Below are 20,335 nucleotides of genomic sequence, written 5' to 3'. Positions count from 1 at the left end.
TTTCTGTTTATGTAACTGATTACCGTACTTTGACAAAAAAACATCCTGTTTGCCCCCTTCGCAATTATCAACAATAGTGCCTACTCGGTCACACAACCATAACGACAGATATGTAAAAATGAACGCGGTTTAGCATGGCCAAAGAGCCACTGTTCAAGTACCACCCATAAAAATTAATCAAAATAGTATAGATAGAATCCACAGCGGGAATTCTCAAACTATGACCACCCTGATCGAACAGCTGGCTGCCGCAAAAGGCATCGCCAGCGAGTATGTCGATGCCTGGGGCCAACCGGCCCAGGTGTCTGAAGAGAGCAAGGCCGCCATGCTGGGCGCCATGGGCTATCGCGTCGATGACGAAGCCGCCCTGACCGAGCAGCTGGAGCAGGAGCACCGCCAGCACTGGCTGCGCGCGCTGGATCCCGTGATGGTGGTTCGCACCGGCGAGCCGGTTACCCTCGACGTCCGCCTCCCCATCGAATTCGTCAATGACGCCCTCACCTGGCAGCTCCAACAGGAGCAGGGTGCCGTGCTGTCCGGTCAGTTCACCCCCATCGAGGGCGAGCTGGTCGGCGTCGCTGAATTCAAGGAGATGGAGTGCCAGGCCTATCGCGTCACCCTGGCGATGACCCCGGAGCTGGGTTACCACCAGCTGGTGCTGCTGGAAGAGGGCAATGACGAACCGCTGGCCACCATGCGTCTCATCGTCGCGCCCAAGGCTTGCTACAAGCAGCCCCCCATCGCCAATGGCCGCAAGGTGTGGGGCCCGAGCGTGCAGCTCTACTGCCTGCGCAGCCGCCACAACTGGGGTATCGGCGATTTCAGCGATCTGGGCCAGCTGGTCGAAAAAGCGGCCGCCTGGGGGGCCCACTTCGTCGGCCTCAACCCCATCCATGCCCTCTATCCGGCCAATCCGGAGAGCGCCAGCCCCTATAGCCCTTCATCCCGTCGCTGGCTCAACGTCGCCTATATCGATGTGGAAACCGTCCCCGAATTCCAGGGCAACGAGCGCCTCAAAGCGGAAGTGGCAAGCCCCGCCTTTCAGCAGCGCCTGACCGAGCTGCGCGCCAAAGAGAACGTCGACTACACAGGCGTCATCGAAACCAAGATCGCCATGCTGCGCCAGGTGTTTGACCAGGCCAAGCTCGGCGCCGAACGTCAGGCTGCATTCGACAGCTTTGTCGCCGCCGGTGGCGACAGTCTGCAACAACAGGCCACCTTCGATGCCCTGCAGGCCCACTTCTATGCCAAGGGCGAAAACGCCTGGGGCTGGCCGGTGTGGCCCGAGGCCTTCCGTGACTACCACAACCCGGCGGTCGCCGCCTGGGCCTCGGAACACCAGCAGGATGTGGCCTTCTACCTGTATCTGCAATTCCTCGCCGACGAGCAGCTGGCCCAGGCCGATGCCCGCGCCAAGGCCGCCGGCATGGTGATGGGGATCTACCGGGATCTGGCGGTGGGCGTCTCCGAAGGCTCTACCGAGATCTGGGCCAACCAGGATCTCTACTGCCCGAAAGCTTCGGTCGGTGCGCCGCCCGATATTCTGGGCCCCCTCGGCCAAAACTGGGGCTTACCCCCCATGAACCCAAACCAGCTGTTCGAGGCCGCCTATCAGCCGATGGTGGATCTGTTTCGCGCCAACATGCGCTCCTGCGGCGCCCTGCGCATCGACCATGTGATGGCGCTACTGCGCCTGTGGTGGGTACCGCCCGGAGAGTCCGCCGCCAAGGGCGCCTACATCTACTACCCGGTCAACGACCTGCTCGGCATCCTGGCCCTCGAATCCCACCGCAATCAGTGCCTGCTGATCGGCGAGGATCTCGGCACTGTGCCGGAGGGGATCGACGTGACCCTGAAGGAGAACGGCGTCCACTCCTACAAGGTGTTCTTCTTCGAGCGCTCCAAGGAGGACGGTGGCTTCATCTCCCCGGCCCACTACGCCGAGCAGGCGATGTCGGCCCTGACCACCCATGACATGCCGACCCTCAAGGGCTTCTGGCATTGCGACGATCTGGCGCTGGGACGCGAGCTCGGATTGTATCCGGATGAAGACGTTCTCAAGACCCTGTATGCTGATCGCCACCAGGCCAAACAGCGGATCCTCGACAGCCTGCACGCTCACAAGGTCATCTCTGACAACATCAGCCGTGACGTCAACTGGGTTGGCATGAATACCGAGCTCAACCATGGCCTGCAGATCCACATGTCCCGTGGCAGCTGCGCCCTGTTCAGCACCCAGCTGGAAGACTGGCTGGAGATGGACAAGCCGGTCAACGTGCCGGGCACCAGTTACGAATATCCCAACTGGCGCCGCAAGCTCTCCGCCGACCTGGAGGATATTTTTGCCAATGAGGCGCTCAAGGCGCTGGCCGGCCAGATGAGCCGTGCCCGTGATGAGGCCAGTCGTTGAGCCGCTGTCGCGCACAGCTGACTCACCTCAATCCGCTCCGGCGCTGGCCGGAGCGGATGATCTGTCATGAAAGGAAATCTCGATGCTCGTTGAACGTTTGGTTGCTGCCCGCTGTTCCGATCCCTTCTCTCATTTAGGCCTGCAGGCCAATCCGGATGGGCCCGGCCTCAAACTGACCGCCTGGTTGCCTGATGCCACCGAAGTTCGCGTCAGGGACCTCAAATCGGGCAAAGTTGTTGCCACCCTGGCGTCCTCCGATGACACAGGTCTTTTTGAAACTGTTTTCACCCGCCGCAAGAACCCCTTCCCCTACCAGCTGATCGTCAGCTACCCGAATGCCACCACCGACGTCATAGACCCCTACCAATTACAGGACGCCGCCTGGGAAGGGCTCGCCGAACTGACCTATCAGCCGGAAAACCTCTACCACACTCTGGGCGCCCAGTTGCGCACCGTGGAACATCTCGGCCAGCGGGTGGAAGGGGTACGTTTTGCGGTCTATGCACCGAGCGCCACCTCGGTGAGCCTCATCGGCGACTTCAACTTCTGGGATGGCCGCCGCCATCCGATGCAGCGTAGTCTGTGCGGCCACTGGGTGCTGTTCGTGCCGGGTCTCAAGGCCGGGGAGCGCTACAAGTTCGAACTCAAAGACCCCATGGGCAACCGCTTGCCCCACAAGAGCGATCCGGTAGGCTTCTATTGCGAGCAGTACCCGTCGTTCGCCTCCGTGGTCTATGACCACGATCAGTACCAGTGGCAGGATGCGGACTGGGTGGCGAGCCAGCGCAACGACAAGCGCGAGCAGCCCATCTCCATCTACGAACTGCACATCGGCTCCTGGAAGCGCCACTCCAACGGCGACAGCCTGAGCTGGCGCGAGCTGGCGGTGGAGCTGGTCGACTATGTGCGGGAGATGGAATACACCCACATCGAGCTGCTGCCGGTCTCCGAACACCCGTTCAGTGGCTCCTGGGGCTATCAGCCGGTAGGTATGTTTTCCCCCACCAGCCGTTATGGCAGCGCAGACGACTTCAAGTTCTTCGTCGACAGTTGCCACCAGGCAGGGATCGGCGTCATCCTCGACTGGGTGCCGGCCCACTTCCCCTCCGATGCCCATGGCCTGGCCCGCTTCGACGGCACGCCGCTGTACGAGTACGAGGATCCGCGCCGTGGCTGGCATCCGGACTGGAACTCCTACATCTACGACTTCGGCCGCGATACGGTGCGCCAGTTCCTGGTGGCCAGCGCTCTTTACTGGCTCGACAAGTTCCACGTCGACGGCCTGCGGGTGGACGCGGTCGCCTCCATGCTCTATCTGGACTACTCCCGCAACGCCGGCGAGTGGGTGCCGAACGTCGATGGCGGCAACCACAACTACGAGGCGATCAGCCTCTTGAAGTGGACCAACGAGGAGGTGTACGGCAAGTATCCTCACGCCATGACCATCGCCGAGGAGTCCACCGCCTTTGCCGGGGTTTCGCGCCCCACCTTCCTGGGTGGCCTGGGCTTTGGCTTCAAGTGGAATATGGGCTGGATGCACGACACCCTCACCTACATGCAAAAAGAGCCTATTCACCGCCGTTATCACCACAACGACATGACCTTCTCCATGGTGTACCACTATGACGAGAACTTCATTCTGTCGCTCTCTCACGACGAGGTGGTGCACGGCAAGCACTCATTGCTCTACAAGATGCCGGGGGATGAGTGGCAGCAGGCGGCAAACCTGCGCGCCTACATGGGCTTCATGTATGCCCACCCGGGCAAGAAGCTCAACTTCATGGGCACCGAGATCGCCCAGAGCAACGAGTGGAACCACGATGCCCAGTTGCCCTGGCATCTGCTGCAATACCCCAAGCATGCCGGCCAACAGCGGCTGATCCACGACCTCAACCACCTCTATCGCCACGAACCGGCCCTCTATCAGGCCGATTACGAGCAGACCGGCTTTCGCTGGCTCGATCACAACGATGCCGACAACAGCATCTTTGCCTGGCTGCGGGCGGACAAGGAGGGCGAGCAGGCCATCATGGTCGCGGCCAACTTCACCCCGGTTCCCCGCACCGACTATCGCCTCGGCGTACCGGCGGCGGGCCACTACCGGGTGGTGCTCAACACCGACAGCGAGTATTACTGGGGCAGCAACTATGATGTGGGTCTGGTGTTCGCCGCCGAGCCAACCCCCTGGCAGGGAATGGCGCACAGCATAGTGCTGGATCTGCCGCCTTTGGCGACCTTGTTTATCAAACAGGAGTCCTGATGCTTGTGATGGAAAAAGGGTCGGGCCACCCCCTGGGGGCCCGTCTTGATGAAGCAGGTTGCCACTTCTGCGTCTGGGCCCCCCAGTCGGACAGGGTGGAACTCTGCCTGTTCGACGACAACGAGCAGGAACAGGCACGGCTCGAACTGCCTGGCCGACGCGGCCAGTACCGATTCGGCTATGTGCGCGGCGTAAAAGCCGGCCAGCGTTATGGTTATCGGGTGCATGGCACGCCTCAGGAGGGGATGCTGTTCGATCCGGACAAGCTGCTGATCGACCCCTATGCCCGGGCCCTCAGCCGCCCCCTCTACTGGGATGACGCCCTCTATCAGGGAGACAGTGCGGCCATGATGGCCAAGTCGGTGGTGGTGGATGACGCTTTCGACTGGCAGGGGATCGGCAAGCCTGCCATCGAACCGGCCCGCACCATCCTCTACGAGGCCCACGTCAAGGGCTTTACCCGCCAGCATCCGGGGATCCCCAAAACACTGCAGGGTACCTATCTTGGCATCAGCCACCCGCTGATGATCGAACACATGAAGTCCCTCGGCATCACCTCGGTGCAGCTGATGCCGGTGGCGGCCTTCATGTCCGAACCCAGGCTCGAGCAACTGGGACTCAGCAACTACTGGGGTTACAACCCCGTCGCCTTCTTCGCCCCCGAACCGCGCTACAGCGCGCATACGGGCGAGGCGGTGACCGAGTTCAAGACCATGGTGCGCGAGCTGCACAAGGCCGGGCTCGAGGTGATCCTGGACGTGGTCTACAACCACACCGCCGAATCGGGCTTCGACGGTCCCATGCTGTCGCTCAAGGGATTCGACAATGCGGGCTACTACGCCTTCGAGGCGGGTCCGCACGGCCCTGACTACAGCCGTCACGCCAACGTGACCGGCTGTGGCAACAGCGTCAATCTGGATCATCCCAACACCCTGCGTCTGGTGCTCGACGCCCTGCGCTACTGGGTTACCGAGATGCAGGTAGATGGCTTTCGTTTCGATCTGGCGGTGGCGCTGGCGCGAGAGGCAGGCGAGTTCGATCCCATGGGGGCCTTCTTCAAGGCATTGATGGCAGACCCTGTGCTGTCACAGGTGAAGCTTGTCGCCGAGCCCTGGGACATAGGCCCGTTCGGTTATCGCCTCGGCCAATTCCCGAGCCAGTGGCTGGAGATCAACGATCGCTATCGCGACACGGTGCGCGCCTTCTGGCGCGGCGATGCAGGCAAGATGGGGGACTTTGCCACCCGGCTGGTGGGCTCGCGGGATCTCTTCCCGAAGAACTGGCGCGCCCCCCATTCCAGCGTCAACTACCTCTGCTACCACGACGGCTTCACCCTGGAGGATCTGGTCTCCTACAACCAGCGCCACAACCAGGCCAACGGCGAGGACAACCGGGACGGCCACGGCAACAACCTCTCCAACAACTACGGCGTGGAGGGGCCGACCCTGGATCCGCGGGTCAACAACCTGCGCCAGCAGCAGAAGCGCAACATGATCGCCACCCTGCTGCTCTCCCAGGGCACGCCGCACTTCCTGGCCGGTGACGAGATGGGGCGCAGCCAGCTTGGCAACAACAACGCCTATTGCCAGGACAACCAGATAAGCTGGGTCAACTGGCAGTGGCGACCGGAGGACGAGCGGCTGTTTGCCTTCACCCAGCAGATGATGGCATTGCGGGCAGAGTCCGAGGTCTTCTCCAATTTGCAGCTGAGCGACGACAGCTGGAATGGTGCCCCCGCCAGCTGCCATCAGGTCAACTGGTATCACCCGGATGGTCACCAACTCACCGATCAGGACTGGCACGCCCCCATGGGCCAGGCCTTTGCCATGGATATCGGCATGATCACCTGCCCCGGGGAGCGCTGGTACGTGCTGTTCAACGCCAGCGACTACGATATCCAGTTCCGCCTGCCCCCGCCCGGCGAGGGGATGGAGTGGATCCAGACCATAGACACGGCCACCAACGACGGCCTGCCGTTCCTGCCTGACGACATCAAGCGCCAGGTGGCGGTCAGCCGGGCCCACTCCCTCAAGCTGCTGGAGCGGATCGTGCGGGATGAGCAGGCAGAAGAAGCCTTGCCCCATGAGGAGGCGCATCTTCCCGCCACCGTGGTGGCGCCGCCTGCCAACCCGATCACAGATGCGGGCAAACCATAACAGGCATGCTGGAGTCAGCTTTACGGAGCCGCTATGCTGGGCACCGTTATCAGTGGCGAGGAGTCGGAATGAGCAGTAACAACCCCGAACAGTGGCGCGACAAGCTGAGCGCCGAGCAGTTTCACGTCTGCTGGGAGAAAGGCACTGAGCGCCCCTACAGCGGCGCCCTGCTGCACAACCGCAAGAGTGGTGACTACCTGTGCGTTTGCTGCAAGAGCGTGCTGTTTCACTCGGATGCCAAGTTCGACTCCGGCTGCGGCTGGCCTTCGTTCGACCGGGCCATCGAAGGGACTGTGACCTACACCGAAGACAACAGCCACGGCATGAAGCGGGTGGAGATCACCTGCAGCCAGTGCGGCTCCCATCTGGGCCACGTCTTCCCGGACGGCCCGACCGAGACCGGCCAGCGCTACTGCGTCAACAGCCTGAGTCTGGACTTCGATCCCGAAGGCTGAGCAAGCCATCCCGAGCAATAGAAAACGGCGCCCCTGACATCAGGGGCGCCGTTTTTACAGGGATCCAGTCATGCCTGCCATCAGGCCAGCAGCAGGGCTGTCCCCACCAGCAGACCGGCAATGGCCAGAATGGGCAGCTTCACGACCCTCAACAGATAGAAAGCGATGGCGGTCAGCGCCAGATCCGTTGGTACCAAGACGGCACTCTGCCACACCGGCTGATAGAGGGCGGCCAGCAGCAACCCCACCACGGCGGCATTGATCCCCGTCACCGCCCCCGCCAGCCTGGGGTTGGCCAGCCAGCTCTGCCAGCAGGGCCCCATGGCCCACAGCAGCAGAAATCCCGGCAGGAAGATGGTCAGGGTCGCCAGCAAGGCCCCCGCAAACGGCGCTGCAGGCAACAGCTGGGCACCCAGGTAGGTAGCGAGGGTAAACATGGGGCCCGGCACCAGCTGGGCCAGGCTGTAGCCGGTCAGAAACTGCTGCTGGTTGAGGGTATGCCCCACGCTCTCCTGCAGCAGGGGCAACACCACGTGACCGCCACCAAACACCAGGCTGCCTGCCTGATAGAAATCGGCGGCCAGACGGCTGGCGGGATCCGTTGCCAGCAGTGGCAGACCGAGGAACAGCAGGGCAAACAGCAACAAGGTCGGCCAGTGCGGCTGGCGCCGCTCGCCAGCCTGCGGTGCCGCCGCCATTGCGCCCTCCCCCTGACGTGCGCAGATCAAGGCCGCGCCCGTCAGCATGACCAGCTGGGTCAAGAGGCCGGGTTGCCACCAGAGGGCGGCGGCGGTCACCACCATGATCCCCTGTTGCAGTACCGTCTTGCAGAACTGGCGACTCATGGTGAGCACGGCATCGGCCACCACCACCAACGCCAGCAGCTTGAGTCCGTGCAGGGCGGCCTCCAGCCAGAGGTTGTCAGTGAGCAGGCCCACGCCGATGGCGGCGGCCAGCAGCAACGCAAAGGAGGGGAGCGTAAAGCCGATGAAGGCGGCCAGGGCGCCCGCCAGACCTGCACGGTGGCGACCGATGGCAAAGCCAAGCTGGCTGGAGGCGGGCCCCGGCAGCAGCTGGCACAGGGCCAGTAACTGGGCGAACTCGGCCTGGGTCAGCCAGCGCAGCCGCTCGACGAAGGTGCGCTGAAAATAGCCGATATGGGCGGCCGGCCCACCGAAACTGACGCAACCCAGCCACAGAAACTGAATAAACACCTGCCCCACGCCACCACTCCTGTCTTGTTATAAAAGGCACTGGCGGGATGATATGACAAAGGGATGAATGTTTTATGACTATTCGGGTGATCCCGCTGGCAAATCGCAGTGAACGGTCAGCCGGCAGGCGATGGTTATGATGCCTCCTGGCCTGGCTGTGGCAGATAGCAGCGCCCCGCCAGCCAGCAGGCGATAGATTGGCGACTGGCATCGAAATGGGGCTCGGGCAGCGCGCGGGGATCGCACCAGACCCAACCCTCGCACTTTTCCGGCTCCAGCAGTTGCGGCTCGCCTGCCACCTCGGCCAGCAGAGTGACCGAGATGTAATGCAACCCGCTCTCGCGCCAGGTCTCCAGGTTGTTGGTGACTGCGATGACCCTGGGGTCGCTGATGACAAACCCCGTCTCTTCGGCCACCTCGCGGATGGCCGCCGACTCGAAGCTCTCTCCCAGCTCCAGATGGCCGCCCGCAATGGACCAGTAAGGGGCGTGACTCCCCTTGCGTTTGCCGAGCAGCACCTGGCCCTGGCTGTTGGTCAGGATGACGCCGACACCGACGCGGGGATAGGGAGTGGCCATACGAGAAGCTCCTTGCGATACGACAACTAGAACGGGGGCCCACCTTAGGCCCTATGATACCGGGGTGCAAGTGCCAAGCGACCCTGTCGATACGGCCTGGCGCGCCATTGCCACGGGGTTGAATAACCCGACAATGGTGCGAATGGTAGCGAAAGCCGCCAGCGAGTGTGATCCATTCATCATAAAATGACAAAATCTGCCCACTGAATGGTTTTTTTCGCGATCTCGCCTGCACTTTGCCAACCTGTTCATGGTGCGCTCAGTTTTCTCTTCCCATACTGGCCCTGCAGTTCCAAAAGAGGAGAGACAAGATGCAGTCATCATTGGTCGGACTCTCCATTCTGTGGGGGCTAGCCAGCTTTGGTGTTCAGGGGGATTTCATCGAGAGCCGTGATTCCGTTGCGCCATCCTGGCAAACCGAGTCCAGAGTGGAGATGGAAGGTTATCTGATCGAATCGCTGGGGGATGATCGCTGGCTGTTCGACAACGGCAGCGAGAGCCTGCTGGTCTCCCTGCCCGAGGGGCAGTGGGTGCAAAGTGGTGAGCGGCTGCGCCTGAGTGGCGAACCGCAACAGGAGCCGTCAGGCTGGCTGCTGCAGGTAGAGGACATCAGCCAGGTCAGCGTCTGACCGCCGGCGAGCGCACCACTATTGCTTGCTCGCACTCACCATCACCAGAGTCTCAATAAAATCAAGGCGCCAATGGCGCCTTGATCTCTTTATGCCGTGACTCTGGCCACGAGCGGGATTACTCATCCTGCTCCCGTGCGATGGCACGCCAGCCGATATCCTTGCGGTAGAAAACCCCATCCCACTTGATGCGGGCCGCCAGCTGGTAGGCACGTTTCTGCGCCTCGGCGACCGTGTGACCGAGGGCGGTTGCACACAGCACGCGGCCACCCTGGGTCAGGCTGGTATCCCCTTCCAGCCGGGTACCGGCGTGGAACACCTTCTCGCCCGCGACCTCATCCACCGGCAAACCGCTGATGGGGTGGTTGCTGCTGTAGTTGCCGGGATAACCGCCCGCCGCCAGTACCACGCCGATGGCGGCGCGGGGATCGTAGAACGCCTCTTTCTGATCCAGCTTGCCCTCGCAGGCCGCCAGGCAGAGCTCCACCAAATCGGACTGCATCCGCAGCATGATGGGCTGGGTCTCGGGATCGCCGAAGCGGCAGTTGAACTCGATCACCTTGGGATTGCCCTGGCCATCGATCATCAGGCCGGCATAGAGGAAACCGGTGTAGACGTTGCCTTCGGCCGCCATGCCGCGCACGGTCGGCATGATCACCTGTTCCATCACGCGCCGGTGCACCTCGGGGGTGACCACGGGGGCCGGAGAGTAAGCCCCCATGCCGCCGGTGTTGGGGCCGGTATCGCCATCACCAACCCGCTTATGATCCTGGCTGGTGGCCATAGGCAGCACGTGCTCACCATCCACCATAACGATAAAACTCGCCTCCTCTCCATCCAGGAACTCCTCGATCACCACCCGGGCGCCGGCATCGCCAAACGCGTTGCCGGAGAGCATGTCCCGCACCGCCTCTTCGGCTTCGCTCAGTGTCATGGCGACGATCACCCCCTTGCCGGCCGCCAGGCCGTCGGCCTTGATGACGATGGGTGCGCCCTTCTCGCGCAGGTAGGCCAGCGCCGGCTCCACCTCGGTGAAGTTCTGGTAATCGGCGGTCGGGATGGCGTGACGGGCCAGGAAATCCTTGGTGAAGGCCTTGGATCCTTCCAGTTGGGCGGCGGCGGCAGTCGGGCCGAAGATGGGCTGACCGGCGGCGCGGAAGGCATCGACCACCCCTTTCACCAGCGGAGCCTCGGGGCCGACTATGGTCAGGCCGATCTGCTTCGCCTTGGCAAACGCCAGCAGTCCTTCGATGTCGGTCGCCTCGATGGCCACGTTCTCGATCCCCGGCTCCAGCTGGGTGCCCGCATTGCCCGGGGCCACGAAGACGTGGCTCACCAGGGGAGAGTGTTTTGCCTTCCAGGCCAATGCATGTTCACGGCCACCGTTACCAATGATCAGTACTTTCATCGTTTCGCTCGCTTCTATTTGTGGTCACCGCCCCGGCTTGCGCCGCGACCGGTGAAAATAGTCAGTTGAAAAGAGACAACAAAAGGGCCGCCTGAGGCGGCCCTGACCCATCAATGACGGAAATGACGCATGTTGGTGAACACCATGCACATGCCGTGTTCATCGGCGGCGTCGATCACCTCTTGGTCACGCATCGAGCCACCCGGCTGGATGACGCAGGAGATACCGGCCTGGGCCGCCGCATCGATACCGTCGCGGAACGGGAAGAAGGCATCGGAGGCCATGACGGAGCCCGCCACGGTCAACCCTTCATCCGCCGCCTTGATGCCGGCTATCTTGGCAGAGTAGACGCGGCTCATCTGGCCGGCGCCGACGCCGATGGTCTGGCCATCTTTGGCGTAGACGATGGCGTTGGATTTGACGAACTTGGCCACCTTCCAGCAGAACAGCAGATCCTTGAGTTCCGCCTCGGTCGGCTGGCGCTTGCTGACCACGGTCAGATCACCCAGGGTCACCATGCCGAGATCGCGCTCCTGCACCAGCAGGCCGCCGTTGACCCGCTTCATGTCGAAACCGGCCGCCGGTGCAGTCCACTGGCCACACTCGAGCAGACGCACGTTCTGCTTGGCGGCGACGGCATCGCGTGCCTCCTGGCTCACGGTCGGGGCGATGATCACCTCGACAAACTGGCGATCGACAATGGCTTTGGCGGTGGCGCCATCCAGTTCACGGTTGAAGGCAATGATGCCGCCAAACGCCGAAGTGGGATCGGTCTGCCAGGCGCGTTCATAGGCGGCCAGCAGATCGTCGCCGATGGCCACGCCGCACGGGTTGGCGTGCTTGACGATGACGCAGGCCGGCTCGCTGAACTCCTTCACGCACTCAAGCGCTGCGTCGGTGTCGGCGATGTTGTTGTAGGAGAGAGCCTTGCCCTGCAGCTGGACTGCGCTGGAGACAGAGCCCGGCGCCGCGTGCTCTTCGGCATAGAAGGCGGCGGCCTGATGGCCGTTCTCGCCGTAGCGCATGTCCTGCTTCTTGATGAACTGGCTGTTGAAGGTGCGCGGGAAGCGGGACTCCTCGTCACCCTCCTTGTTGTCGCCGTAAGAGGGCACCATGCTGCCGAAGTAGTTGGCGATCATGCCGTCGTAGGCGGCGGTGTGCTCGAAGGCGGCGATGGCCAGATCGAAGCGGGTGGCAAGGGTCAGGCTGTTGCCGTTGTCGTCCATCTCGCGGATGACGCGGTCGTAGTCGGCAGCCTTGACCACGATGGCGACATCCTTGTGATTCTTGGCGGCGGAGCGAACCATGGTCGGGCCACCGATGTCGATATTCTCGACGGCATCTTCCAGGGTGCAGCCAGGCTTGGCGACGGTCGCCGCGAAGGGGTAGAGGTTGACGACAACCATGTCGATGGGGGAGATAGCATGCTGGGCCATGATGGCGTCATCCTGATCCCGACGGCCGAGAATGCCGCCATGAACCTTGGGATGCAGGGTCTTGACCCGGCCATCCATCATCTCGGGGAAACCCGTATAGTCAGAGACCTCGGTCACCGGCAGACCCGCGTCGCTCAGCAGTTTGGCGGTACCGCCAGTGGAGAGCAGGGCAACACCACGCTCGTTGAGTGCCTTGGCAAATTCCACGATGCCAGTCTTGTCAGACACACTCAGCAATGCACGGCGAATGGGTCGAGCTTGTTCCATCACACTATCGTCCTCAACATAACGGGGACCGTTCCATGGGAGGCGAGGCTCAACACAGAGAGTCCCCTAATAAATGGAAGTGGGGGATTTCGCAAACCACTCTTATCCAGGAACCCGTCCCTGGCCAAAGTGTTTTAAGAAATGCCCGCTTGGCGCGACGCTCTCTTATGGGCGCGTATTCTACACAAAAAATGTGACGCGTGGGGGATTTTTTAAAACAACAAAGCCTTGTGTGGCGCGGCATTAAACGTTTTCCTGTTGATTTTTGCAAAACGTTTTCACTTTCAGGGTTTTACCGGAAAAATGCCCTTCATCTGACTTTTATCTGTCCCTTTCACGCCCTTGGCTGGCAATCGACGGGCAAAGGGGCGATAGTGGAGGCGATTTTTTACTGAGCGGCATATCCAACGGGGAACAAGCCATGTATCGGATTGGGGAACTGGCCAAGGCGTGCGGGGTAAAGGCAGATACCCTGCGCTTTTACGAGAAGAACGGACTCATCTCGCCGGGCATTCGCAACGAGTCCGGCTATCGCCTCTACGGCGAGCAGGACAAGCGGCGACTGGAGTTCATCATCCGCGCCAAATCGGTGGGCTTCTCCCTGGCCGACATCGGCGAACTGCTGGCCCTCGACACCAACAAGGCCAAAGTCACCTGCCAGGAGGTAAAGGCGGTGGCCGATGCCAAGCTGGCCCAGGTGGAGCAGAAGATAGTGGAGCTGACCCGCTTTCGCGACAACCTGCGGGAGCTCTCAGACATCTGTTGCGGCGGTCCGCGCTCGGCGGAACACTGCGCCATCCTGGAGACCCTGGAGTCGGGCGCTCCAACCCATCATGAGCACCACCACGAGTAAGCCTGCCTGCCGACTGATTGCGACGGCGGCGATTTGGTGACAGAATCGCCGCGTTTTTGAGCGGTGTGCCCCAAGGGGTTGCCAAGTGGCTCGCCGCCACAACGATACACCGCCCAGCACATCCCCCATCCAGAGACGAGGAGCCACTATGGCCAAGAGAAGGGTTGCACAACCTACCTTCTCCTCCCGGGAGACCCCCCTCCCCGAGGAAACAACAGTTCAGGGAACCGGCTACGCCCATCGGCGTGGCGAGATAAAGGAGAACCACCTGCAGGCCCTGCTCACGGATCCGCTGTTTCGCAGCCGGGTCGAGCAAAACAGGAAGGGCAAGGGCAGCTATCAGCGCAAGGCCAAGCACGCCAGGCGGTGGGAGCCCGGCCAACAGCAGATGATGCACGTCTGCTGCTGAGCGGGTTTCTATCGACCATAAACAATCAGGGCGCCAATGGCGCCCTGATTGTTTTGCTGAAAAAAGCCGAGCCGCAGGCGCTTATTGCCTCATGGCCAGCTCGCCATCCTGGGCTTACTCATCCATAAAGAGTTCCAGCAGCACGTTCAGATAGCGATGACCGAGGGCGGTGAGCTGCCAGCTGTCGCCGAGATCCTCGATAAGCTCCTTGCTCTGGGCGATGGTCAGCATGGTCTCTACCCGCTCCAGCCCAAGGCCGGTGTAGGCCTCGAACTCCGTCTTGGGGGCCGGTTCAAACAATCTGAACCGGTTCATAAAGTACTCGAGCGGCAGATCGTCCTCGGTGACCTGCCACTGCTCGTCCAGATAGGGACGGGCGAGATCCAGATAGCCTTTCGGGTGCTTCACCTTGGCGGTGCGCAGGATCTGGCCACTGGCGAGATCCGTTACCTTGCCGTGGGCGCCGCAGCCAATCCCCAGATAGTCGCCAAAGCGCCAGTAGTTGAGGTTGTGGCGACACTGATAACCCTCCTTGGCGTAGGCCGAGATCTCGTACTGGCGATAACCCCTGGCGGTGAGCATGGCGTGGCCCTGCTCGTAGATGTCCCACAAGGTGTCATCTTCCGGCAGCCGGGGTGGCTTGGAGGCGAACGCCGTGTTCGGCTCTATGGTGAGCTGGTACCAGGAGAGATGAGGCGGCGCACAATCGATGGCCTGCTGCAGATCGTAGAGAGCATCGTCCAAGCTCTGATCCGGCAGGCCGTGCATCAGATCCAGATTGAAAGTGGGGAGCTTGATGGCATGAGCCAATGCGGCGGCCTTGCGCGCCTCTTCCGGGCCGTGAATGCGCCCGAGCCGGGTCAGTTTCTCCTGCTGGAAGCTCTGCACCCCGATGGAGATACGGTTGATGCCCGCCAGCTGGAAGCCGGCGAACTTGTCCGCCTCTACCGTGCCTGGGTTGGCCTCCATGGTGATCTCGCAGTCCGCCGTCAACGGGATGCGGGCACGCACCCCGTCCAGCAGCGCCTGCATCGCCGCCACCGTCAGCAGGCTGGGAGTCCCGCCACCGATAAAAATGGAGGAGAGGGGGCGCCCCTGGGCCCACTTCAGATCCTGCTCCAGATCCTCCAGCAGGGCGGCCACGTACTCGAGGTGGGGCAGATCCCCCTTCTGGGCGTGGGAGTTGAAGTCACAATAAGGGCACTTCTGGACACACCAGGGCACATGGATATAGAGGGAGAGAGGCGGCAGTTGCAGCATGGGGATTCCACTAATCAAAAATAAAAACGGGGGCTGACGGCCCCCATTGTAGATGAAATGCTTGCCGGAGTATCCCGGCACCGTGCCCGGGCTCAGTGCGCCGCGGCCAGGGCCTCTTTCAGCTTGGCCAGCGCCTGGCCACGATGGCTGAGCTGGTTCTTCAGATCGCCTGGCATCTGGGCGGCGGTGCAGTCGTGATCCGGTACGAAGAAGACGGGGTCGTAACCAAAGCCGTGCTGACCGCGCGGCTCGTCGATGATCATCCCCTCCCAGCTCGCCTGGCAGATGATGGGGGTGGGGTCGTCGGCGTGGCGCATATAGACCAGCACACACCAGAAACGGGCACTCTTGAGGTAGTCAGGGGCCCCCTGGAGCTCGCCCAGCAGCTTGTCGATATTCTCCTTGTCGCTGGCGTTGTCGCCGGCGAAACGGGCGGAGTAGACACCGGGGCGGCCGTGCAGCAGATCCACTTCGAGGCCAGAGTCGTCGGCCACGGCGGGCAGTCCGGTGATGCGGGCGGCATGGCGGGCCTTGATGATGGCGTTTTCGACGAAGGTGGTGCCGGTCTCATCGGCATCGGACACTGCAAACTCGCTCTGCGGGATCACCTGGATCTTCATATCGGCCAGCATGGCGGCCAATTCCTTCACCTTTTTCTGATTCCCTGTTGCCAGGACAAGCTTGTTCATCGCACACCTCCGCAAAAATAATCTGCGCATTCTATGCGTCGCAGCCGTTTAGTAAAAGCGCCAATTGTCACTAATCCCGCCCCATCCAAGGCCCGTCACATGGCTCTGTTTGCCACCTGAAAAATACATGTTTCCGTACAGGAATAACCGAAGTGATTAAATACCATTTCTATTCATTATTGTGACTCAGTAGACTCGCGCACCAACTGATTTTTCCTGTCTTCATGAGGTGGCTGATGCCCTTGATCCTTCTGCTCGTACTTCTGGTACTGTTCGGCCCGCTGGCCATCGACATCTACCTGCCCGCCATTCCGCAGATGGCGGAAAAGCTGGGCGCAGAAGTGACCCTGATGCAGGGCACCATCACCTGGTTCCTATTCAGCATGGGTCTGGGCCAGCTGCTGGTGGGCCCGCTGGCCGACCGTTACGGCCGCAAGCCCATCGCCCTGGGCGGTGTACTGCTCTACGGCCTGAGCGCACTGGGCGCAGGCTTCGCCGCCAGCCTCGGGGAGCTGATGCTGGCACGGGTGCTGCAGGGCTTTGGCGCCTGTGCCACCTCGGTCGCGGCCTTCTCGGTAGTGCGTGACAGCTATGGCCCGAAAAAGAGCGGCCAGATGATCTCCTACCTCAATGGCGCCATCTGCTTCATTCCGGCGCTGGCCCCCCTGTTTGGTGGCTGGCTCACCGCCAAGGCGGGCTGGTCTGCCAACTTCTGGTTCATGGCCGGATATGCATTGATGGTCGGCGGCTGGTTGCTGTGGCGCATGCCGGAGACCCGCCCGGAGGATACCCGCAGCGAGGGAGCCCTCATCAGCTGGGATCGCTACAGCCCTGTGCTGCGCTCCCCCACCTTCCTGTTCAACGCGGCGCAATGCATGCTGGCGATGGCGGTGATCCTCGCCTATGTCACCGCCGCACCGGTGCAGCTGATGGTGAAGCTGGGGCTCGACATGAACGGCTTCAGCTACTGGTTTACCGCCAACGCGGCGGTGAACATCCTTGCCTGTTTCCTGGCCCCCCGCTGCGTTGCCAAAATGGGACCGAGACGCACCCTGCGCATCGGCCTGCTGGCCCTGCTGGTGGCAGCCATCACCCTGACCCTGACCATGCATCTTGATCATCCGCTGGGCATGATGGGCCCCGTGTTCCTCTCCAGCATCGCCTTTGCCATGATCCTGGGCTCGGCCGCCGGCATGGCGCTGGCCCCCTTCGGTCAGTGCGCCGGTACCGCCGCCGCCCTGCTCGGCCTGTTCCAGATGAGCGGGGCTGGCGCCCTGGTCGGCCTCACCGGCGCCCTGATGCAGGATCCCCTGGATCAGCTGGCCCTGCACATGTGGCTGCTGTTGCCACCACTGGTGGTGTTGATGACCCGCCAGGGACGGCGCTTGTGTTTGCAATAAATCCTGTGCTCTGATGAGCACATCCGGGGGCCGCTGGCCCCCTCCTCTTTTTTGTGACCCGTCGCCCGCCGGCACAGGCGCCCGACCCCGACTCATGTCAGCGGAGAAACACCCATGAGCCAGACTCTCAACGCCGCCCTGGTGGGCTATGGCTTTGCAGGCAAGACCTTTCACGCCCCCTTTCTCGGCACCACTCCGGGCCTTCGCCTCAGTTGGGTGGTAAGCCGCGATGCTGCCAAGGTACGGGCCGATCTGCCCGATTGCCGGGTCGGTTCGCTGGAGGAGGTGCTGAGCGACAACACGGTTGATCTGGTGGTGATCGCCACCCCCAACGATACCCATGCTCCCCTCGCCCGCCAGGCATTGCTGGCCGGCAAGCACGTGGTGATCGACAAACCGTTCGCCCTGGATCTGGCCGAGGCCAAGGCGCTGGCAGAACTGGCGGAAAAACAGCAGCGGCTACTCAGCATCTTCCACAACCGGCGCTGGGACGGGGATTTCCTCACGGTGCGCCGCCTGCTGGCAGAGGGGACCCTGGGGCAGATCGCCCAGTTTGAATCGCACTTCGATCGCTATCGCCCCGAGGTGCGCCAGCGCTGGCGCGAGGCGGGCGGTCCGGGTTCCGGGCTCTGGTTCGATCTCGGCCCCCATGTGCTGGATCAGGCGCTGCAGCTGTTCGGTCTGCCCGACTGGCTGCAGGCCGATCTGGCCGGGCAACGCCCGGGGTCCCTGAGCGATGACTACTTCCACGTGGTGCTGGGCTACGGCGAGATGCGGGTGGTGCTGCACGGCAGCTGCCTGGTGTCGGCCACCATGCCTCGCTTCGTCATTCACGGCAGTGCGGGCTCGTTTATCAAGTTCGGCATGGATGTGCAGGAAGAGCAACTCAAGCTCGGCAAGCGCCCTCCGGCGGCCGACTGGGGCGTGGACAGCAAGCCAGGCCAGCTCAGCCGGATCCGGGATGGCCAACTGCAACAGGAGCTGGTCGCAAGTGAGGCCGGCGACTACGGTGCCTACTACCGCGGAGTCTGCGCCGCCATCCTGGGCGAAGGGGCAAATCCGGTGCCCGCCGGAGAGGCCCTGACGGTCATGGCGCTGCTGGATCTGGCACGCGAGAGCCATAGCTCGGGAAAACGCCTTGCTTGTCAGAAGCTGTCTGACTGACCACGCCGACAACAAAGATTCAAACAAAACCTTAAAACCGTTTAGATACCAAGCAGGCAAGATATAATGGTGATTAGTTGTGCAACATCACCATTTTTTGGACATTTTTAGTTGAATTTAGCTAAATGAGCAGTTCTTTTTATCTATGGTACGAAAAAATGTCATTGTGATATCCGTTTTCATCTGCAACCGTTGGGGCTATATTGCGTCCGCCTCTTGGCTCCCGGCCAATGATTGGAAAACCGGGTGAAAGGACGCACTTTGATGGTTGTCACAACCATCTCTCCATCTTTTGTTGAGGGTATACACATGAATAAAGTACTGGTAGCCGGTATCCTGGGTCTGATGTTGACCGCTTGCGGTCAGAAAGAAGAGAAGGCTGCCGCACCTGCTGCCACCCCGGCCGCCGAAGTCGCAGCAACCGTAGAACAAGCGGCCAGCGAAGCCACTTCTACCGTTGAAAAAGCCGCTTCCGAAGCGACTGCAACCGTTGAGAAAGCTGCTGACGACGTAGCCACCAAGGTTGAAGCTGCCGTGAGCGATGCCAAGGCCAACTAAGCCAGCACCTCATTCGAAGACGGGCCCGAAGGAAACTTCGGGCCCGTTTTTTTATGGGCCGTTTACGGCGCCGGATTGATCAATGAGGTGAGGATATGATCCTCCCAGCGACCATTGATCATCAGATACTCCCTGGCATACCCCTCCCGCTCGAAGCCGAGCCGCTCCAGCAGGGCGCCGCTGCGATGATTGGCCGGCATGTAGCAGGCCATGATGCGGTGCAGGCCATGTTCGCGAAACAGGTAATCGATGGCGACGGGCAGCACCTCCTGCATCAGCCCCTGCCCCTGGTGCTGCTGATCGACGGCATAACCCAGGTGGCACGCCTTGAAGATCCCCATCAATATGTTGCTGAAGTTGCAGGTGGCGATCACCCGCTCCCCCGCCGGATCCAGGGCCGCCAGATTGACTCCGGTGCCATGGAAGAACTGGCCATAACTCTCCTGCAACCTGGCGTGCCAGTAAGGGAGGGTATAAAAGCGCTCATCCCGCAGTGGCTCCCAGGGGGTTAGGTGGGCGCGATTGCGCCGGTAGAAGTCGAGCATCATAGGGGCCTGATCCGGCGACAGCACCGTCAGGTGGGCTCGGGCCGTCTTGAGATGTGGCAGCACCATCAGGATTCCCTCAACCTCAACCACTCATCACGTAGCAAACTGTAGTGGACGTGATCCACCACCCGGCCGGCCAGCCGTTCGGCGCGCCGGGTGATCCCCTCCTGCTGCATTCCGAGTCGCTCGCAGACGGCCCGGCTTGGCTCGTTGTCAGTAGCGGCGCTGATCTCCACCTTCTCCATGCCCATCTCCTCGAAGGCGTGATGGATAAGGGCCTGACAGGCCCGGGTGATGATGCCGTTGCCCTGCCAGCGTTCCGCCAGCCAGTAGCCGATGGCCACCTTGCCAAGATCCGCGTCTATCTGGTTGTAGCCGATCACCCCGACCACCTCCCCCTGATACTCGATGGCAGTAGTCAGCCCCTCGCCGCGAGCAAACTTCTCGATGGCGTGGCGAATGAAGGTGGCACTGTCGGCGGGGCGCAGGATCAGGGGCGGCCAGGGCAACCACTGGGAGAGGTATTCCCGGTTGTCACGGCAGAGGGCAAACAGCTCGCTCGCCATGTCGGGCTGCAAAAAGAGCAGCGCAAGCTCATCATCCAACTGCCATGAGAACATGGGATTCTCCTTTGAAATCAG

18 protein-coding genes are annotated in these 20,335 nt (G+C 61.8%); 10 read left to right on the top strand and 8 right to left on the bottom strand.

All coding sequences use genetic code 11. The features are described 5' to 3' along the window. Positions 1-220 precede the first annotated feature (220 nt). The 4 genes from malQ (at position 221) to msrB (ending at position 7,281) form a co-directional block, all read left to right on the top strand. Complete coding sequence (gene malQ / locus I6L37_RS08000; protein ID WP_216993712.1) at positions 221-2,410, top strand: 4-alpha-glucanotransferase; 2,190 nt, start codon at positions 221-223, stop codon at positions 2,408-2,410. Positions 2,411-2,492: 82 nt separating this feature from the next. Continuing rightward, positions 2,493-4,670: a 1,4-alpha-glucan branching protein GlgB gene (gene glgB / locus I6L37_RS07995; protein ID WP_216993711.1), complete on the top strand. Its 2,178-nt coding sequence runs from the start codon at positions 2,493-2,495 to the stop codon at positions 4,668-4,670. Continuing rightward, positions 4,670-6,826, top strand: coding sequence for a glycogen debranching protein GlgX (gene glgX, locus I6L37_RS07990; RefSeq protein ID WP_216993710.1), 2,157 nt, complete (start codon positions 4,670-4,672; stop codon positions 6,824-6,826). Before glgB ends, glgX begins: the two co-directional genes overlap by 1 nt. A gap of 68 nt (positions 6,827-6,894) precedes the next feature. After that, a complete protein-coding gene (msrB, locus tag I6L37_RS07985) occupies positions 6,895-7,281 on the top strand; it encodes a peptide-methionine (R)-S-oxide reductase MsrB (protein WP_216993709.1) in 387 nt (128 codons plus the stop codon). An 80-nt stretch (positions 7,282-7,361) separates the two neighbouring features. Here the strand turns inward: msrB and chrA are convergent, their stop codons facing one another. Further along, complete coding sequence (chrA, locus tag I6L37_RS07980) at positions 7,362-8,504, bottom strand: chromate efflux transporter (RefSeq protein WP_216993708.1); 1,143 nt, start codon at positions 8,502-8,504, stop codon at positions 7,362-7,364. Positions 8,505-8,629: 125 nt separating this feature from the next. Further along, on the bottom strand, positions 8,630-9,073 hold the full coding sequence (locus I6L37_RS07975) for an NUDIX hydrolase (protein WP_201979451.1): 444 nt from the start codon (positions 9,071-9,073) through the stop codon (positions 8,630-8,632). Positions 9,074-9,384: 311 nt separating this feature from the next. On the opposite strand from I6L37_RS07975, the gene I6L37_RS07970 reads away from it, so the two are divergent. Then, positions 9,385-9,702, top strand: coding sequence for a hypothetical protein (locus I6L37_RS07970; RefSeq protein ID WP_042026978.1), 318 nt, complete (start codon positions 9,385-9,387; stop codon positions 9,700-9,702). A 118-nt stretch (positions 9,703-9,820) separates the two neighbouring features. On the opposite strand, the gene purD is transcribed toward I6L37_RS07970, so the two are convergent. Both purD and purH read right to left on the bottom strand, forming a co-directional pair. Then, complete coding sequence (gene purD, locus I6L37_RS07965) at positions 9,821-11,110, bottom strand: phosphoribosylamine--glycine ligase (protein WP_216993707.1); 1,290 nt, start codon at positions 11,108-11,110, stop codon at positions 9,821-9,823. 110 nt (positions 11,111-11,220) lie between these two features. Continuing rightward, the gene (gene purH / locus I6L37_RS07960) at positions 11,221-12,813 is read right to left on the bottom strand and encodes a bifunctional phosphoribosylaminoimidazolecarboxamide formyltransferase/IMP cyclohydrolase (RefSeq protein WP_216993706.1); all 1,593 of its coding nucleotides are present in this window, start codon (positions 12,811-12,813) and stop codon (positions 11,221-11,223) included. Between the two features lie 421 nt (positions 12,814-13,234). On the opposite strand from purH, the gene zntR reads away from it, so the two are divergent. Together zntR and I6L37_RS07950 are read left to right on the top strand one after the other, a co-directional pair. Further along, entirely contained in the window at positions 13,235-13,666 is a 432-nt protein-coding gene (gene zntR, locus I6L37_RS07955; protein ID WP_216993705.1) for a Zn(2+)-responsive transcriptional regulator, read from the top strand. 148 nt (positions 13,667-13,814) lie between these two features. Beyond that, a complete protein-coding gene (locus tag I6L37_RS07950) occupies positions 13,815-14,075 on the top strand; it encodes an alternative ribosome-rescue factor A (RefSeq protein WP_216993704.1) in 261 nt (86 codons plus the stop codon). A gap of 114 nt (positions 14,076-14,189) precedes the next feature. Here I6L37_RS07950 and hemW read toward each other — a convergent pair whose 3' ends face one another. Both hemW and rdgB read right to left on the bottom strand, forming a co-directional pair. After that, positions 14,190-15,335, bottom strand: a complete 1,146-nt coding sequence (hemW, locus tag I6L37_RS07945; RefSeq protein WP_216993703.1) for a radical SAM family heme chaperone HemW — start codon at positions 15,333-15,335, stop codon at positions 14,190-14,192. Positions 15,336-15,427: 92 nt separating this feature from the next. Further along, a complete protein-coding gene (rdgB, locus tag I6L37_RS07940; protein ID WP_216993702.1) occupies positions 15,428-16,024 on the bottom strand; it encodes an RdgB/HAM1 family non-canonical purine NTP pyrophosphatase in 597 nt (198 codons plus the stop codon). 236 nt (positions 16,025-16,260) lie between these two features. Here rdgB and I6L37_RS07935 point away from each other — a divergent pair, with 236 nt between their 5' ends. From I6L37_RS07935 to I6L37_RS07925, 3 genes are all read left to right on the top strand, one after another. After that, a complete protein-coding gene (locus tag I6L37_RS07935) occupies positions 16,261-17,424 on the top strand; it encodes a multidrug effflux MFS transporter (RefSeq protein ID WP_201941642.1) in 1,164 nt (387 codons plus the stop codon). 114 nt (positions 17,425-17,538) lie between these two features. Next, entirely contained in the window at positions 17,539-18,588 is a 1,050-nt protein-coding gene (locus I6L37_RS07930; RefSeq protein WP_216993701.1) for an oxidoreductase, read from the top strand. A 309-nt stretch (positions 18,589-18,897) separates the two neighbouring features. Then, the gene (locus I6L37_RS07925) at positions 18,898-19,146 is read left to right on the top strand and encodes a hypothetical protein (RefSeq protein WP_026457957.1); all 249 of its coding nucleotides are present in this window, start codon (positions 18,898-18,900) and stop codon (positions 19,144-19,146) included. Between the two features lie 62 nt (positions 19,147-19,208). On the opposite strand, the gene rimJ is transcribed toward I6L37_RS07925, so the two are convergent. Together rimJ and I6L37_RS07915 are read right to left on the bottom strand one after the other, a co-directional pair. Continuing rightward, positions 19,209-19,760: a ribosomal protein S5-alanine N-acetyltransferase gene (rimJ, locus tag I6L37_RS07920; protein WP_216993700.1), complete on the bottom strand. Its 552-nt coding sequence runs from the start codon at positions 19,758-19,760 to the stop codon at positions 19,209-19,211. Beyond that, positions 19,760-20,314, bottom strand: coding sequence for a GNAT family N-acetyltransferase (locus tag I6L37_RS07915; protein WP_042026991.1), 555 nt, complete (start codon positions 20,312-20,314; stop codon positions 19,760-19,762). The genes rimJ and I6L37_RS07915 overlap by 1 nt, the downstream gene beginning before the upstream one ends. Positions 20,315-20,335 lie beyond the last annotated feature (21 nt).

The sequence above is a fragment of the Aeromonas sp. FDAARGOS 1407 genome, assembly GCF_019048725.1.
Taxonomy (GTDB): Bacteria; Pseudomonadota; Gammaproteobacteria; order Enterobacterales; family Aeromonadaceae; genus Aeromonas; species Aeromonas enteropelogenes.
Note: the sequence above shows the minus strand (reverse complement) of the source record. Positions and strands in the feature narration are given on the sequence as shown.